The organism is Agathobacter sp. LCP21S3_B2 (assembly GCF_052118705.1).
Taxonomy (GTDB): domain Bacteria; phylum Bacillota; class Clostridia; order Lachnospirales; family Lachnospiraceae; genus Roseburia.
In genome coordinates this window covers 81738-97448 of the sequence record NZ_JBQKGQ010000007.1, presented here as the reverse complement: position 1 = coordinate 97448, position 15711 = coordinate 81738, and the positions used below count along the sequence as shown (strand labels likewise).

13 protein-coding genes are annotated in these 15711 nt (G+C 40.0%); all 13 read right to left on the bottom strand.

Annotated features, from left to right (window positions below; all coding sequences use genetic code 11):
* Window positions 1-17: 17 nt before the first annotated feature.
* The 13 genes from hisS to ACTQ1L_RS06780 all read right to left on the bottom strand — a co-directional run bounded on the left by hisS (window position 18) and on the right by ACTQ1L_RS06780 (window position 15599).
* Window positions 18-1277 (bottom strand): histidine--tRNA ligase, encoded by a 1260-nt coding sequence (gene hisS / locus ACTQ1L_RS06840; protein WP_441366175.1) that lies wholly within the window; start codon window positions 1275-1277, stop codon window positions 18-20.
* 580 nt (window positions 1278-1857) lie between these two features.
* Entirely contained in the window at window positions 1858-3033 is a 1176-nt protein-coding gene (locus ACTQ1L_RS06835; protein ID WP_441366173.1) for a DNA/RNA non-specific endonuclease, read from the bottom strand.
* A 621-nt stretch (window positions 3034-3654) separates the two neighbouring features.
* Window positions 3655-5124, bottom strand: coding sequence for a PTS transporter subunit EIIC (locus tag ACTQ1L_RS06830; RefSeq protein ID WP_321110240.1), 1470 nt, complete (start codon window positions 5122-5124; stop codon window positions 3655-3657).
* A 70-nt stretch (window positions 5125-5194) separates the two neighbouring features.
* The gene (locus ACTQ1L_RS06825) at window positions 5195-5674 is read right to left on the bottom strand and encodes a PTS sugar transporter subunit IIA (protein WP_441366171.1); all 480 of its coding nucleotides are present in this window, start codon (window positions 5672-5674) and stop codon (window positions 5195-5197) included.
* On the bottom strand, window positions 5668-6822 hold the full coding sequence (nagA, locus tag ACTQ1L_RS06820; protein ID WP_441366169.1) for an N-acetylglucosamine-6-phosphate deacetylase: 1155 nt from the start codon (window positions 6820-6822) through the stop codon (window positions 5668-5670). Before nagA ends, ACTQ1L_RS06825 begins: the two co-directional genes overlap by 7 nt.
* Window positions 6823-6851: 29 nt before the next feature.
* Complete coding sequence (gene nagB / locus ACTQ1L_RS06815) at window positions 6852-7577, bottom strand: glucosamine-6-phosphate deaminase (protein ID WP_441366168.1); 726 nt, start codon at window positions 7575-7577, stop codon at window positions 6852-6854.
* Window positions 7578-7886: 309 nt separating this feature from the next.
* Window positions 7887-10961 (bottom strand): lectin like domain-containing protein, encoded by a 3075-nt coding sequence (locus ACTQ1L_RS06810; RefSeq protein WP_441366166.1) that lies wholly within the window; start codon window positions 10959-10961, stop codon window positions 7887-7889.
* A 272-nt stretch (window positions 10962-11233) separates the two neighbouring features.
* A complete protein-coding gene (locus ACTQ1L_RS06805; protein WP_441366164.1) occupies window positions 11234-11572 on the bottom strand; it encodes a type II toxin-antitoxin system RelE/ParE family toxin in 339 nt (112 codons plus the stop codon).
* Window positions 11569-11877: a type II toxin-antitoxin system RelB/DinJ family antitoxin gene (locus ACTQ1L_RS06800; RefSeq protein ID WP_015543518.1), complete on the bottom strand. Its 309-nt coding sequence runs from the start codon at window positions 11875-11877 to the stop codon at window positions 11569-11571. Before ACTQ1L_RS06800 ends, ACTQ1L_RS06805 begins: the two co-directional genes overlap by 4 nt.
* A 313-nt stretch (window positions 11878-12190) precedes the next feature.
* Window positions 12191-13012 (bottom strand): PD-(D/E)XK nuclease family transposase, encoded by an 822-nt coding sequence (locus tag ACTQ1L_RS06795; protein WP_441366162.1) that lies wholly within the window; start codon window positions 13010-13012, stop codon window positions 12191-12193.
* Window positions 13013-13216: 204 nt separating this feature from the next.
* Window positions 13217-13459 (bottom strand): DNA-processing protein DprA, encoded by a 243-nt coding sequence (locus ACTQ1L_RS06790; protein ID WP_441366160.1) that lies wholly within the window; start codon window positions 13457-13459, stop codon window positions 13217-13219.
* Between the two features lie 78 nt (window positions 13460-13537).
* Entirely contained in the window at window positions 13538-13888 is a 351-nt protein-coding gene (locus ACTQ1L_RS06785) for a helix-turn-helix domain-containing protein (protein ID WP_118390074.1), read from the bottom strand.
* 475 nt (window positions 13889-14363) lie between these two features.
* The gene (locus ACTQ1L_RS06780) at window positions 14364-15599 is read right to left on the bottom strand and encodes a hypothetical protein (RefSeq protein WP_441366158.1); all 1236 of its coding nucleotides are present in this window, start codon (window positions 15597-15599) and stop codon (window positions 14364-14366) included.
* Between the last annotated feature and the right edge of the window lie 112 nt (window positions 15600-15711).

Below are 15711 nucleotides of genomic sequence, written 5' to 3'. Positions count from 1 at the left end.
TACTGCTTATCAGATTCCTATCTGTTAAAGAACTCAACAAACTCCTCGTAGCCCTCTTTCATAAGCTGCTCCTTCTGGAATTTCTTGTTCTTGTTCATGCGCACAACAAGCACCTGCTGTCCGTTTGCTCTTGCGTCTTTTGCCTGGTTCATGACATCAACAAGCTTGTCTGCCGGATATTTCTTCTCAACCAGATAAGCCACCTTCTTTGGACTCTCAGGAATCTTGAAGCCGCTCTCCATGAGAAGCAGGATAATTCTCTCAAAACCGATTGAAAAACCACAGGCAGGTACATCATTTCCGGTGAACTTTCCAATCATCTTGTCATATCGTCCGCCACCGCCACAGGCTGCGCCAAGCTCAGGCATTGATATCTCAAAAATAGTTCCTGTGTAGTAGCTCATTCCACGAACAAGTGTAGGGTCAAATACGAGCTCAAACTTTGCTCCCTTTGTGGCATTGACAGCAGTAGCTATCTCTGTCATATTCGTAACCACTTCTTCGTCTAAATATTCACCGAGCTTTTCTGAAAGTATATTTACACCCTCAGTGACATCCCTTGTCTGCTCCAAAAGCTTGAACAAATCAAGATATTTGTCAATATTTTCCTGTGGGTAGCCACCCTGTGCAAGCTCACTTGCAACGCCTTCCTCTCCTATCTTGTCCATCTTATCGAGTGTGATAAATACGCTGTCGTAATCCGCCTCAGCGAAACCACTGTAAGCAGCCATTGCCTTTAGGATTCTTCTCTCGTTGATTCTTATCTCAAAGTTCTCGAAGCCGAGTCTGCCGATTGTGGTAGTGGTTGCTGTAATCAGCTCTATCTCTGCCAGATTGCTTGGCTCTCCGAGTATATCTATATCACACTGTGTAAACTGTCTGTAGCGGCCTCTCTGAGGTCTGTCTGCTCTCCACACACTGCCCATCTGAAGTGCCTTAAACGGCGATGGCAGGTTGTTGGCATTGTTTGAATAATATCTTGAAAGTGGCACTGTAAGGTCGTAGCGCATTCCAAAGTCTACTACATCCGACTCTTCCTTTGCTGTCTCCAGATTCAGCTTCTCGCCTCTCTTCATTACCTTGAAGATCAGCTTCTCATTTTCTCCGCCCTGCTTGCTTGTGAGATTTGCTATATTCTCCATGCATGGTGTCTCTATCGGTGTAAATCCGAAGCTTCTGTATGTATCCTTGATTACGCTTGTCACATAATCACGGATTTCCATCTCTGCAGGTAATATATCCTTCATGCCGTTGACCGGCTTTTTGCTCAGTGCCATTTGGTTTCCTCCATCTATATTAAAATATTGAATTCATTAGCTATTCTATTATACTTTTCGGTTTTGCAATCGTCAAGGGTTTATGGCAATTATACGGGCTGCAAGCCACGGCACCGCCAGGGCACACGCATATGCTTTGCTTTCGCTACGCTTTGCCGCTAAGATACTGTACGGATTATGCTTTTTATTCTTCTATGCTTGACGAAACCGTCGAAACGCGCCTTCCGTGGCGCGGTTCTCCTTGACTTGCCCTCCATGGCAAGTCATTTCTGTGCTTCATGTGCATAATCCTACAGTATCTAAGCGGCTTCGCTATTCGCTCAATCAAATGCATATGCGTGCGCCCTGGCGGTGCCGTGGCTTGCATCCCTTACTCTGTGACAATATTTTCATTTGCACGGTTTCTTCCTAGTTTCTTCAATAAACTTGGTTGTACTGCAAAGGTAACGAGCATCTGCTGTGAAGGGTTACAAATGCTAAGGTTCGTCTACTGTGGAAAATTTCAGATGCTAATTTGCTTCTACTGCGGTGAATTACAAATGCTAATGCACATATACTGTGGCGGATTGCAAATGCACATCTACTGTGGTGGATTGCAAATTCTGCACGGAGACAAGCCCATGGATTTTGCTTCATCAAGCGTTACCTCTGTGTCACTCTTTTTCAAGGTTCGACAGCCCGCACGGTGATATTTCTTGCCCGTTGCAGTGATATGAACCATCGTCTCGCTGTTTGAAGAATCTGCAGCGCTGTTTTCTGCTGCTGAGCTGTCTGAGCCTGATGATGCACTTCCTGTCGTACTGCCTGAAGAGCTGGATTCTCCTTCCCCGCTTCCAGCGCTGCTCTGCGAGCCTTCATTCTGCGGAGTGGTGCCATCCAGCCAGCTGTCACCATTCTCATAGTTTATTCCGACTCCGGGCTGCACATTATAGCAATAGACATTAAAAAGTATGCCGCCACCGTTATCCTCAACCGACTTTGCCTCTATGAGAACGCCGTTTGCAACTAGATTGCTGCCCGAGAACATCGGAGTCACTCTGTAAAGCACATGATTTCCTGTATTGTTTACATAATCCGCCACCAGATTCTCAAACGGCAGCATGCCCTCCACATTCAGGTATCTCGTACCGGTAATAAGATTCTTCGGATTGGCATTCTCGCCGGCAAGCTGATAGCCAATAAGATGACAGCGATTATATAAATACCTGTCCTTTATCACATCATACTTCACCGTATGCCAGCCTGATGGCTTTATCATGCCTATCTTGCCACGCTCCTCAGTCGGCATGATATCCTTGCAGATATTGGCATAAGCCACACCGCATCTGCCAAGTGAATCCAAATCACTATAATTTTCAAAAGCAGTGGTAGTCATATCGCTGTCCGTAAAAAAAGGCTCATTATTGTTGACAGCCACATATGCCTTGCCATCATATGCAGGAATCGCATCAAGTGAAACATAAGAATTGTTGTTTACAAGATCTTCCTGCGGCTTCCCTGCATCCGCCTGTACTGTACCGTTAGCACCTGAATCAGCTTCCGACGGGTCACTTCCGCCCTTTGCACCATCCACATTATCCGTGCGGCCTAAAGCACCGGAAGAATCCTCACCTGTCACTACAGCTCCTGCGGCATGCCCGGCACCTTCCATGCCGGATAAATCAGTGGAGGCACAGCCTGTAAAAATTGTAGCAATTGCAAGTAATTCACATAGTGTAATTGCAGCTGTTTTCCTTAACTTTAGCCATATGTTCATATAAAATCACTCTTTCTATCAATCGATTGATATTGGATTTTCCCTAATTACAATAAATTCAATGAATACTTAAATTACTAAACCTAATATACTTTTATTTCATCGCTCCATTTATTATAGCAAACATTTGTTTGTTTTTCAACCCTTGCTGTAAAGCTATACATTTCCCACTATTTGAACATGTTCAGGGCTTTCACACGTTAGAGCTCTCCTGGGCGGATTACCACCACAGCGTAAGGGCTGTAAGCCCCGCCCGGTCGTGGTGAACACGGACTCTCGTTTTCGCTACGCTGCGCTGCTAAGATACTGTACGGATTATGCCTTTGAGTTTTTCTAAGCTTGACGAAACCGTCGAAACGCGCCTTCCATGGCGCGATTCTCCTTGACTTGCCTTCCATGGCAAGTCATTTCTGCTCTTCATGGGCATAATCCTACAATATCTAACCAGCTTCGCTATGCGCTCTCACGAGAGTCCGTGTGCACCACGACCGGTCGGAGCTTACGGCCCGAACTCAAAAAAAGCCACCCCAGGCATAACACCCGGTGTGGCTTTAAATCATGTATTATGAAATTATGTGAATCACCTATCGTGAATCAACACTGCTATATTGCAGAACAAATCTACTCACAAAGCTTAGAAAACTCATCCGCAACAAACTGAACCTTGGTTCCGATAATGATCTGAACAGAATTCTTGCCAGGCTTCATAACTCCTGCAACACCTGCAGATTTAATCTTCTTGTCATCAACCTGAGTGATATCCTTAACCTCAAGTCTGAGTCTTGTGATGCAGTTGTCAATGCTTGCAATATTGTCTTTGCCACCGCAGCCCTCAAGAATAGTCTTTGCTACAGCTGTGTAGTCATTGTTAGAAAGCACTGCCTTCTTCTCTGCCTCAACATCATCGTCCTCTCTACCAGGAGTCTTAAGATCCCATTTCTTGATAGCGAAATAGAATACAATGTAGAATACGATAAAAGCTGCGATTCCAAGAGGAATGATGAGCCATGTCTTTGCTGCAGCCGGAAGTGAAGATGAGAATAATAAATCCATCGCACCAGCTGAGAATGAGAAGCCTGCTCTAAATCCAAGAGCTACTGTAATCATTGTGAAAATACCATAAAGTAAAGCATAAATCACATAGAGACCAGGAGCAAGGAACATAAATGCAAACTCAAAAGGCTCTGTAACACCACAGATAAATGCACAGATAGCTGCAGAAGCAAGGATACCGATGGCAACCTTTTTCTTAGCAGGCTTTGCACACTTAACCATGGCAAGTGCTGCACCAGGAATACCAAACATCATACATGGGAAGAAACCTGACATGTACATTCCGAGGCTCCATGAAACATCCTTTGATGTCTCGCCTGCCCAGAAATGAGAGAGATCTCCAAGTCCGATAGTATCGAACCAGAATACGTTGTTTAATGCGTGGTGTAATCCTGTAGGGATTAACAAACGATTCAGGAATGCATAGATACCTGCGCCGACCACGTCAAGACCAACGATTGCTTTACCGATAGCTACAAGAGCACCGAAAAGTAATGGCCATACAAACAGTAATACTACAGATACAAGGATTGAAACAACACCTGCGATAATTGCTACGCAACGCTTGCCGCTGAAGAATGACAGCCAATCAGGAAGCTTTGTATCCTTAAATCTGTTGTAACACAAAGAACCAATAATACCGGCTAAGATACCGATAAATGGGTTTGCAATCTTGTCGAATGCAAGTGTCTTTGTAGCGCTGTCAGCGATAGATGGCATGATTGTTGTAACAAAGCCTGTAGACAGGAGTGTTGTCATCATCAGCCATGAAGCTAAAGCTGCAATACCGCCGGTACCGTCGTTCTTTTCCGACATACCGACACCAACGCCGATTACAAAAAGGATGGCCATGTTGTCAATCAAAGCGCCCCCTGCTTTAACTAAAAACAGACCTATTAAATTACGCACTCCCTCGATGTCACCACCCTGCATGGTTGCAGGACATAAAAAATATCCAATACCCATGAGGATACCACAGATAGGAAGTACTGCTACGGGAAGCATTAAAGCTTTACCCAGTTTTTGAAGAAATTTCATAGATTTCCCCTCCTTTACATTATATATATATACTAAACTGGAGATACTCCAATATAGTTCGTTATATTTCTTACGAAAGACTGAGCACTTCATCCCCCGGCTCAGCTTCACCCTCTTTAATCAAAGTAATTTTATTGTATTTCTCTGTATTGCCAATCAAAATAGGTGTAATCGGATTGAAACCGGCAGCCTTTATCTTTTCTATGTCTGCTTCCATCATCAAATCACCCTTTTTTACCTGACTTCCGGCCGAGATGTGAGCTGTAAAAGGCTCTCCCTTTAAAATCACCGTATCCAGTCCGATATGAATCAGAATCTCGGTTCCTTTATCGGTCGCCATTGTGATTGCATGCAGTGTATCGAAAACTGCCGTAATCTCACCATCTGCCGGTGCATAAATTTTGCCATCAGACGGAATTACTGCGAATCCATCTCCCAGTATCTTTTCTGAAAATGTAGGATCCGGAACCTCTGTGATCGGCACCACTTTTCCTTTGCAAGGAGAATAAATAATTATCTCCTTTGATTTATTCTTGAAAAAACCTAACATGTTATCTCCTTTCCATCGATATACACACTTACAATATCCAATGCATTATTTAAAAGCACAAAATCGGCTTTTTTACCGACAGAAATACTTCCTGCTTCATCAAATATATTAATCTCTTTTGCCGGATTGGCTGTCGCACACATAATTGCCTCCTCAAGCGAAATACCGGCTTCATTTATCGCAAAACGCATACAGTCCATCAGGTTTGTTGCAGAGCCTGCAATCGTACCGTCATGAAGTGTGGCAAGGTTGCCCCTTACTGTCACCGGCTGCCCTCCAAGTGTATATTCGCCGTCTTCAAGACCTGTAGCCCTCATGCTGTCACTGATTAAAATGATACGTTCTGCACCAAACATGGCAAATGTTGCCCTGATAACCGATGGATGAATATGTACTCCGTCACATATCAGCTCAACATGACATTTCTGTGAATCCCTCACAGCTCCGATAACTCCCGGATTCCTATGGTGAAGAGACGGCATGGCATTGTACAGATGTGTGGCATGGCTTGCACCATGCTCTATAGCTTCCTTTGCCGTATCATAATCTGCTGCCGTATGTGCTATTGATATAACAGTCTCATCCTTTGCCTTATCTATAAATTCAAACGCCCCCGGCTCCTCCGGAGCTATATCAACAAGCTTAATCAGACCATTGGCTGCATCCTGAAGCTGACGAAAATATTCATAATCACAATGCATAATATTTTCTGCTGCCTGCGCTCCCTTTTTTGACGGACTGATAAATGGCCCCTCCATGTTGATTCCTACCAGATGCGCTCCACCGTGATATGTGTAATCACCAGCATTTTTCATAACGCATAAGAGTTCATCCCTCGGTATGGTCATCGTTGCCGGACAAACACTCGTCACTCCGACAGAAGCCTCATATGATGTAATCACATCAAGCGCCTCCACAGTGCCGTCACACATGTCTGCTCCCCTGCAGCCGTGAAAGTGGATATCCACAAGTCCCGGAATCATGATAAGACCTGATGCATCTATAATCTCCTGCTGTGTGCTGTCATTAGCCGCGTCCGTGTCAGCTGTTCTCTCCAAAACACTGTCAAAACGGCCATCCTTAACGACAACATCACCTTGCATAAAGCTGCCATCCTCTGTAAATACCCTTGCATTTTTTATTATCATATACATGCACCTTCTCAACTAAAAAACATCTACAGGCTGCTCAGTGCAGCCTCATCCGCTACAAGCGTAACATCATTGTGCAGCTGCAATACAGAAGCCGGCACCTGTGGTGTAATCGGTCCAAATAAAGCCTTGTGCACAATCTCTGCCTTATCCTCACCACTTGCAATAATAAGAATCTTCTTAGCCTGCATGATGGTCTTGATGCCCATTGTATAAGCCTGCTTCGGAACATCATCAGCCGATGCAAAAAATCTCTTATTGGCCTCTATAGTTGACTCTGTCAGATTCACACAATGAACCTGCTTGTCAAAAGACTCTCCCGGCTCATTAAATCCAATATGGCCATTGTGTCCTATACCTAAAAGCTGTAAATCGACACCCCCCAGTGCCTGAATCAGCTCAGTATAGCGTTTGCACTCCCTGTCCGAATCCGGTTCCATGCCATTTGGCAGATGCGTATTCTCAATCGGAATATTCACATGATCAAACAGATGCTGATGCATAAAATAATAGTAACTCTGGTCATTCTCACGGCTTAATCCCTTGTACTCATCAAGATTCACCGTCATAACCTCTGAGAAGTCCAAATCCCCCTTCTTGAACCACTCAACGAGCTGCTTATACAATCCGACAGGTGTAGAGCCCGTAGCAAGTCCCAATACACAATTAGGCTTCATAATCACCTGTGCCGATACGATATTTGCAGCCTTTCTGCTCATATCTGCATAATCCTTAGCATGATATATTCTCATGAAAAATCCCCCCAATTCGTAAAATATACCCAATACTATCTGCACAACCTTCAAATGTGCCGCTTGATTACATATATGCATTTTACCTTATATAGGACATTTTGTCTAGTGCTTTTTGTTACTTTTTGTATATTTTATAAAAAAAGCATTAAATTTTAATGCGGTGAAGTGGTAAAATTGCATAAAAATCTGTCTCAACCGAATCTATAATTTTTCACCTACCAACCTGCATCTCTTTCTGCAAAAAGCAATGCCGCCAGGCGCACAAATACACAAGGCGAGCCTAAGCTCGCCTTGTCATTCCAACCACTAGTTCTTCTTAACAATTCTATTCACAGTGACACATACGCCAGCTACAGCAATTATGAATACAATAAACATAAATAATACTCTATTATCATCACCTGTCTTTATTGCATCTTTTGTCTGCTGTTTTGAATCTGTTTTTACGTTGCTATTTACTTGTGGTTTACTATTATCTTTTTTGTTTCCATCCTTGATATCTGTATCGAAATCTTTTGTCGGATTCTTTACAGGATCTTTTGTTGGCTCCTTGACAGCTTCCTTATACTTGTCGCTATATGAGATAGCATAAGTAGAGAACTTATCTGTCTCGAATGACAGTGTTCCTGTTGATGCATCCCATTTTGAATCAAGAATTTCTGACTTTCCATCATGTAATCTTACTACCTGATAAGTACGAATCTTTGATGAATCTTTTTGTAAAAGTTCATCTGCCAGTTTCATCTTTACAGTAAATTTAGTTGCAGTCTCTGATACCAAAGCTTTATCAGTGATAACATTGCCTTCTGCATCAGTTATTGTAAGCAGAACAGAAATATCTACATACATACCAACTTTATCATCAGATTTAAGTACTGAATTAATAAGCTCTTTCTGTTCATCTGAAACATTCTTTGAAATATCAGACATAGTAAGAGTGATGTCTGCCTTTCCTCCATCATCTACAAGCTTCTTCTGCTCTGCACTAAGAACTGTATCCTTAAGCTTTGACTCATCCACAGATACATCCGATTTTGTGTCACCTATTGAAACATTTGTTTCATAATCAACATTGCCTCCCTGTATTCCCGGCTTATCCGACTCAGCCGGTTTATCCGGCTGGCTTGGTTTATCCGGTTCACTCGGTTTATCCGGCTGGCTTGGTTTATCCGGCTGGCTTGGTTTGTCCGGCTGGCTTGGTTTATCCGGTTCACTCGGTTTATCCGGCTGGCTTGGTTTGTCCGGCTGGCTTGGTTCGTCCGGCTTGCTTGGTTTATCCGGCTTGCTTGGTTTGTCCGGCTGGCTTGGTTTATCCGGTTCACTCGGCTCCGGATTTGGAAGCTGTGCTATTGTCTTATCAAATATCACACTATCTTTAGCTGTTCCACATGTAATGCTTATTGTGGCTTTTGCCTTTCCTGATGCAGTTGTAGTCGCATCAGTCTTTGTGAAATCTTCTACTACCACTTTCGACTCTGTGATGCCTGCTTTAGTAAGAGCATCATCTACTGCTTTCTGAATATCATCTTTTGTAAGATTATTCGTAGCATCTATCGCACTAACAGCCGCCTCAATCGCTTCTTTTACCATAGAAACTTTCTCAGATGCTGTCTTTTCCGGCTCTACTACCGGATTCTGTGTCCAGTGTGCATATAGCGTCTGATCTGCTGTAAGCTCTACTATAGTAGAAGCTGTCACCTGAGTTCCGGCAGTAGCATCTGTAAACCATCCTGCAAATGTATATCCTTCTCTCGCAGGTGTTGGCAAATCTCCATACGTCTGTCCTTTAATAACTTCCTTGTTTGGAATTGTCACATTTGCACCATTGGCATCAAATGTAACAGTATGCTTTTCTTCTACCGGTGTCTCATTTGTGTTGTTAGTGGTAAATGCCTTAATACATAGGTTTCCATCATTACCCTTTGGATAAGTAATATTACGGAACTTTCCTGCATATTTGTAGAAGCTTCTTGAATTGTCCCGGTTCACATGGCAATCCCATATCACATTATCTCCATTTGCTACTGAATGAGCTGACTCATGATCGAGCGCCGCTTTATCTAATGTGACAACAACAGAAAATGAACTACCCGGAATAAGCTTAACTTCATCATTCAATGGTATAGTGTAATATCCTGCAAATGCACTTTCGCCTTCTGTAGTCGCACTCTCCTGCAATGTACCACTTGTTGGATCTTTAATATCAGACAAATCTGTATATATCTCAATTTTATACCCAACATTTGCTTCTCTTGTCATAGAAAGTGAAACTGCCTTAAGGCTCTCTGATGTAACATCATCTTTCTCTCCCACCGTAAAAACATTGGCCATAGTCGTATAATTTGATACCTTATATGTACCTATTCCACCATCCAGCTGATAGTTGTTATCGTAATTATCCGCTCCAGTAAAATCAAATGCCCAGGCTGTATCCAGTAATGAAACAGTGTCATATGACATCCAGAAATAATCTCTATAATCTCCCCAGCTATTACGCACAAGCCACGCACCGTCATGAGCCGGTTTGTTACCATCTTTGAAATTATCCTTTGAGAAATTGTCATCCCAACCGACAATCATAATGGCATGTCCGCTACCTGCTCTATTAGTATCATAATAAGTATATGAATCAGCTCCATAAAATCCCCAAGCCGACTCTCTATCATAATACATAGCCCCGACAGCTCCGTTTTGCTCGATCATTTCTTTAACCTGATCAGGCTGCTGCCTTATATTGATCTCATATGCATTCTCAAGATGTGCTTTATCATATCCATACGCATATTTATCATCGATTGATGAGCCACTAATCGTTGCACCAGCCTGAGAATATGACACATCTGACTCATCTGCAACACCAATCCATTGACTTAATCGGCGGAGTGAATATTCAAAATTGCCTCCTCTGTTAAGATAAGAATAAGTCGCGTTATCATTATAGTACCTTGCAACATCGCCCTCTGTACCTCCAAGTGGATCAGTAACAAAATTGTATGTAAAATATGCCAATTGCAATTCGCTAAAATCAACTGTATCCTTACTTGCCAGACCATCATTAATCAAATCAAACTCCGCCAAGCCTGTTGATGCAAATGCCCAGCATGTACCATACGGATTCTGATTTCTGTTCTCCGGATATCGCTGTCTGATAGCATCTACTCCACCATCCGGATATGAAGCCGGTATGTCAGAATACAAAGCAATTCCAGAATCATACAATGGTGTGTCCTGATCCAGATCACTTTCAATATAACCACTAGCTGCTGTCCCCTGCTTACCTGCTTTGCCAGATGAATCTGAATCAGCCCACGCATAACTCAGCGTGGAGGTAGTCAGTAAAAATGCGCATGTAAACAGCGCTGTCAATTTTTTTCCCTTCATTTGTCCATCCTTTATTTTGTGTGGTTGATAGTACCTTATCACTATAATAACATAGCTATTATCTTAAGTCCAATAAAATAATATTGTTTATGATTTCTTATCTTGTCCATCACCTGACCTCTTGATTGTCCAGCCATAGACCATTATACTGTCCTTATTAAGATAAAAGGAAAGGCTCCGGAGCCCTTCCCTCAGATGGACTTTGTATGAAAAAAGCAGCTCCCCTATTTTTCATAGACTAACTGCTCAAACTTCTGGTTCCATATTAAATTTTAATTTTCTGAAATGTCTTCTGTCCGGCTTAACTGCTTGCGAACATCACGTCCACGATACATAATTCGAACTATATACACTATTTCATTTTCATCATTTGTCTTATAAAATACCAAATAATTGTCCACCGGAAAGAACCGAAGTCCTCTGCTGTGCCATGGTTCTTCCTCATAAAGCCGGTTGCTATTCGGCATGGTGTCCAACTTTCGAATAGCAACCATAATTCGGTCTGTCTGTCTGGCAGCGTTCTCTGGAGCTAACAGTTCCTCTGAAATATATCTGAAAATATTTCTCAGATCTCTTTTGGCTCCTGCTGTATACATCACTTTATATTTCATATACCAAATTCCCGTTTCATTTCTGCTTCAACTTCATCTGCTGAATATACTCTGCCTGCTTTAATATCTTCCATGCCCTTTTCTATCTCTGCATCGAACTGTTCCTTTGTAAGAGAACCATACGCAACAGGTTCCTCATAAGCCGGAAGTTTCATTTCAAAAGGAATTCCCCTCTGGAGTACAATCTGTCTCAGAAACATTCCTACCGCATTGGACATTGGAATGCCAAGTCGATCAAGCACCTGCTCTGCCTGCTCTTTTACTTCAGGCTCAACACGTGCAAATACATTTGCTGTTCTTGCCATAGATATCGCCTCCTCTTTTTTCTTCATTATATTTCGTTTGATTGCTAATTGCAAGCAGTTTGCACTCTTTTTTAATATCGTCTTTCATCCTAATTCAATTTATTTAGGCAGATAGGTTATATATAAAACTCTGTATTTTTGTAAGAAATATAATGATGCCTAACCCCACTGTTAATTGTAGCAGCTCAATTAAATAGAAGCCCCAGTAGTTCCAGCTACTGGGGCTTCTATTTGGGTGTGCCATGACACTCTTTAGCATTTCAATCTAGAACATCTTATATTTATGTTCTAAAAATTTTTAATATATCTCTACTTAAATATCATAATTTCGGTTTTGTAATTGATTTATTATGGTTTTTCTTTCATCCCCTTGAATTCCCAAAGCATTTAGTGCCTGATCCACTGTAAGTTTCATATTCTCCATAAGATTTTTCACAGAAATCATCTTTTCCTTTACCGCATATTCTTTTGCATATTCCTTTGCATATTCCTTTGCATATTTTTCAACTGCTTCACACATTTGCTCACGCCCCTTTTCAGTATCCTTAAAATGCTTTACACCTTTTGCTAATGCAGCATAATGAATCTTATCTGAATCTGTCTGACGAAAATCATTCATTAGCTGTCCAATTTCATCATTACCTTTATAGTTACCATTTACATATATAATATGGGAACCATCATCAAATAATTCTTCTGTTTCCCTTATATATCGGTCTATGTGATATACTGGTAAACCCTTTCTAAATTTATCATGTTTATATATAAATATGATATACGAATCCTTAAGTTGCCTGAACTCATGTCCTTCGTCTAACATTTTAGAATCTACCATACTGCTATGATATCTTGCTCGTCTGATATGTGCCCCTGCCGAATTCCCTTGTACTTCAATATCAATTTCATCACCGTTCACATCAATCGCATGAACATCCAATGTTATATTTCTTCCACCTACTTCATGACTTTTTATCTCATCTTGTCCAATAACACTAATTACATTAATGTTCCTTCCCAATATGATTCTAAGCATAAGCTCTGTTGCTTCGATATTATTGTCGAAAACTCTACTCATTAAATCATCATCAAATAGAGTAAGTTTATCCACCAGTTCATTAACATTTTCCTTAGCCATTATATCCTCTCTTTCAAATTCATATTACCACGTATCGGTATTTCAATCAAATAAAATAATCATAAAGAATGAATTATATTATTTACTCTCGCGCCTTTATTATCCGACTTTTAAACTCTGTGAAAGACTCCACTATAGTAGGCTAGCTTTCTGACATGGCAACACCCTTTATTTTTTGTCACGATTATTATATATTTTTCGCGACTAACACATACAATTTTCACTTGCATCCCTGGTACATCTCCTCGCTCCGACTATTGCCCTTCTTTCTAATTCTGAAGCAAAATTTAGATTACCTTTATAATATAGTACTACCGGCGCATCCGGCAGCTTCTTTGCATTATCAATATACTTTTTATCCTCTTTCGTTAATATTGACGCCCTGTTTTGTTCACATAAATCTATAATTCTTTTTGCATCTGGACAACCATACCCAGTACTCTTCATTTGAATATATAATCTTCATCCTCTCTTGTACGAATTTTTTCGTTTTTACGTATCATGTGGTACAAAATTACATTTTTTCTAGTTGTTCATCTTCAAAGCATCCATATAGCCCAAAAGTCTCTTTTGCTGCTTATAATCCAACTGCTGATATGTCTCAACTACCATTCCAAGTTCAGTATCTTTTGCAAAAACATATGTCTGATTATCCCTGCTTCTGGTTCCAATATGCTCTGCTCCTGACAATAACTCATATGGCGAAATATCCAGCACCTCGCATATAATCAATATCTTGTCACTTACCGGATTAGTATGTTTTTTCTTCCAGTCACTAATTGAACTTTCCGCAATGCCAGTCTTCTGTGAAAACTCCTTCTGACTCATACCTTTTTCTTTTAATTTTTCAAATATTCTGTCACTTATTGTTTTCATATTCAAATTCTAATAGTTTAATAATTCACAAATTTTAGCCGTTATTAAACGTTAAACGTTCCTTAACCTCAAGTTGTTTTTTATGTTAACACACTTAATATACAATTTCAATAGTTCGTATATCCAAATTTATTATTTTATAAAAATTTAATGGTGCCTGACCCCACCAACCCGATTCAAGTCAAATCGCAATCTTCTGGATTTGATGTTCCAAGGGAAACAACAAATACCCAATTTGATTCCTGTGTCTGCATAGTCATCATCCTTCTAGGTATTTCATTAATTCTTTCAGTAAATTCTTCTGTGTCAAATTGCATCCATTTCTTGACAAATCAACTATTTCATATAATCTTCTCCAAGATATTTGCATAATTAGTATCCCATTTCACAAATTATTAATGAATGTATTATGATGAGCACTGATATTTAGGAGACACTTAAAATAATACGAAGTAAGTGAAAAATTTCGCCGTTTCTACTTTTCTAATTCTGGACATTGAATTTTTCGGTTTTTTATTAAATCATCTATTAGTACATTGGCTTTATCAATTTTTCCTATTATTCCCGCATTTCCTCCTGTATTATAAACTAAATTCAATTGTCCTTTCCACTTAATCGCAACTACATCATACAATTTTCTTTTAGTAATATTTAAATTATTATAGTTATTTGCATCAAAATCAAAGACACAAAGCCCGTCGCGTTCAGGAATAGATCCAATCGATATATTATTAATGCCAAGATTATTCAAAATGAAATCAATAGCTTGTCTTAGCAAACATTCTTTTGTATTCAAAAAGTTATCATAATCTTTTTCAATATTAGTACTCGAGTTTGATAGGTTTTCATAAATCATTGATGGATACATCCATGGTTGTCCATTAATGACTATTTTATTTGAACAGCCCCCAACCCAAACCTCAATATTATTATTATTATTCCAGTCTATCCCAATATTTCCGCTTATTATTTCATTTATTATCCTATCTCGCACAACCTCATCCTTTATCATATAAAGGATATCTTGTTGAATCGGAGTAAGAATAGTCTTTATTGCAGTATTGGGAATACGATTTAAGCAAAGAACTTCTTTAGCATCCCTAGCTATACCATTTTGTACTGCTGTTATTCCTGTATCAAAAAGCCCAAAACACGTAATTTCATTATTGTTATTAATTCTTTTCTTGGAAAAACTCATAAAATCAAGTTTATTAATTGGTACATTCTTTTTTCTTGGAAACGAGCAATCGAATAAAGCTGAATCTATTTTCCCCAAATACGTTGAATCAATGAGTTTACGTATGCATTGTACTTGACTAAATGTATTATCAGAAACTTTCTTCCCATAATTTGAATTAATTTGCAATGTTGAAAAATCAACAACAACATTATTACCTTGTTTAAAAACAGTGTAACAATCATCTATTGAAGTTACATTTTTCCAAAATGAAACATCTATCACTGCAATATTCTTTCTATTAGCTGCAGTATTGTATTTTCCTCCCTGAGGAATTGCATATTCAAGTATATTCACATCAAGAGTCTTACAGGTTGATATCCAACAATCTTCTTGATTCATTTCGGACGCTTTCGCAACATGCGAACCCAGTTCTGAAAGAATCTGACTACTAGACTCCCGGCTTGCAATAATTCTTGACTTAGTAGTGATATTTTGTTCATCTTTATTATTTAGTGCTCTAAAAAGATACATTGTTTTTTCACCTTTCAGTTTATTTTCATATTCATAGGATTTATCTAAATATTATTCAATCTCAAATATACTTTAACATGAAATCCTCTCAACATATCATTTGTTTTTTCTA

Coding starts and splice junctions, on each gene's coding strand:
- ACTQ1L_RS06805 (WP_441366164.1), bottom strand. CDS start 11,572: ATGAAATATAAAGTGATGTATACAGCAGGAGCCAAAAGAGATCTGAGA.
- ACTQ1L_RS06810 (WP_441366166.1), bottom strand. CDS start 10,961: ATGAAGGGAAAAAAATTGACAGCGCTGTTTACATGCGCATTTTTACTG.
- ACTQ1L_RS06825 (WP_441366171.1), bottom strand. CDS start 5,674: ATGTTAGGTTTTTTCAAGAATAAATCAAAGGAGATAATTATTTATTCT.
- ACTQ1L_RS06830 (WP_321110240.1), bottom strand. CDS start 5,124: ATGAAATTTCTTCAAAAACTGGGTAAAGCTTTAATGCTTCCCGTAGCA.
- ACTQ1L_RS06835 (WP_441366173.1), bottom strand. CDS start 3,033: ATGAACATATGGCTAAAGTTAAGGAAAACAGCTGCAATTACACTATGT.
- nagA (WP_441366169.1), bottom strand. CDS start 6,822: ATGATAATAAAAAATGCAAGGGTATTTACAGAGGATGGCAGCTTTATG.
- ACTQ1L_RS06790 (WP_441366160.1), bottom strand. CDS start 13,459: ATGAAGAGTACTGGGTATGGTTGTCCAGATGCAAAAAGAATTATAGAT.
- ACTQ1L_RS06800 (WP_015543518.1), bottom strand. CDS start 11,877: ATGGCAAGAACAGCAAATGTATTTGCACGTGTTGAGCCTGAAGTAAAA.
- ACTQ1L_RS06785 (WP_118390074.1), bottom strand. CDS start 13,888: ATGAAAACAATAAGTGACAGAATATTTGAAAAATTAAAAGAAAAAGGT.
- hisS (WP_441366175.1), bottom strand. CDS start 1,277: ATGGCACTGAGCAAAAAGCCGGTCAACGGCATGAAGGATATATTACCT.
- ACTQ1L_RS06795 (WP_441366162.1), bottom strand. CDS start 13,012: ATGGCTAAGGAAAATGTTAATGAACTGGTGGATAAACTTACTCTATTT.
- ACTQ1L_RS06780 (WP_441366158.1), bottom strand. CDS start 15,599: ATGTATCTTTTTAGAGCACTAAATAATAAAGATGAACAAAATATCACT.
- nagB (WP_441366168.1), bottom strand. CDS start 7,577: ATGAGAATATATCATGCTAAGGATTATGCAGATATGAGCAGAAAGGCT.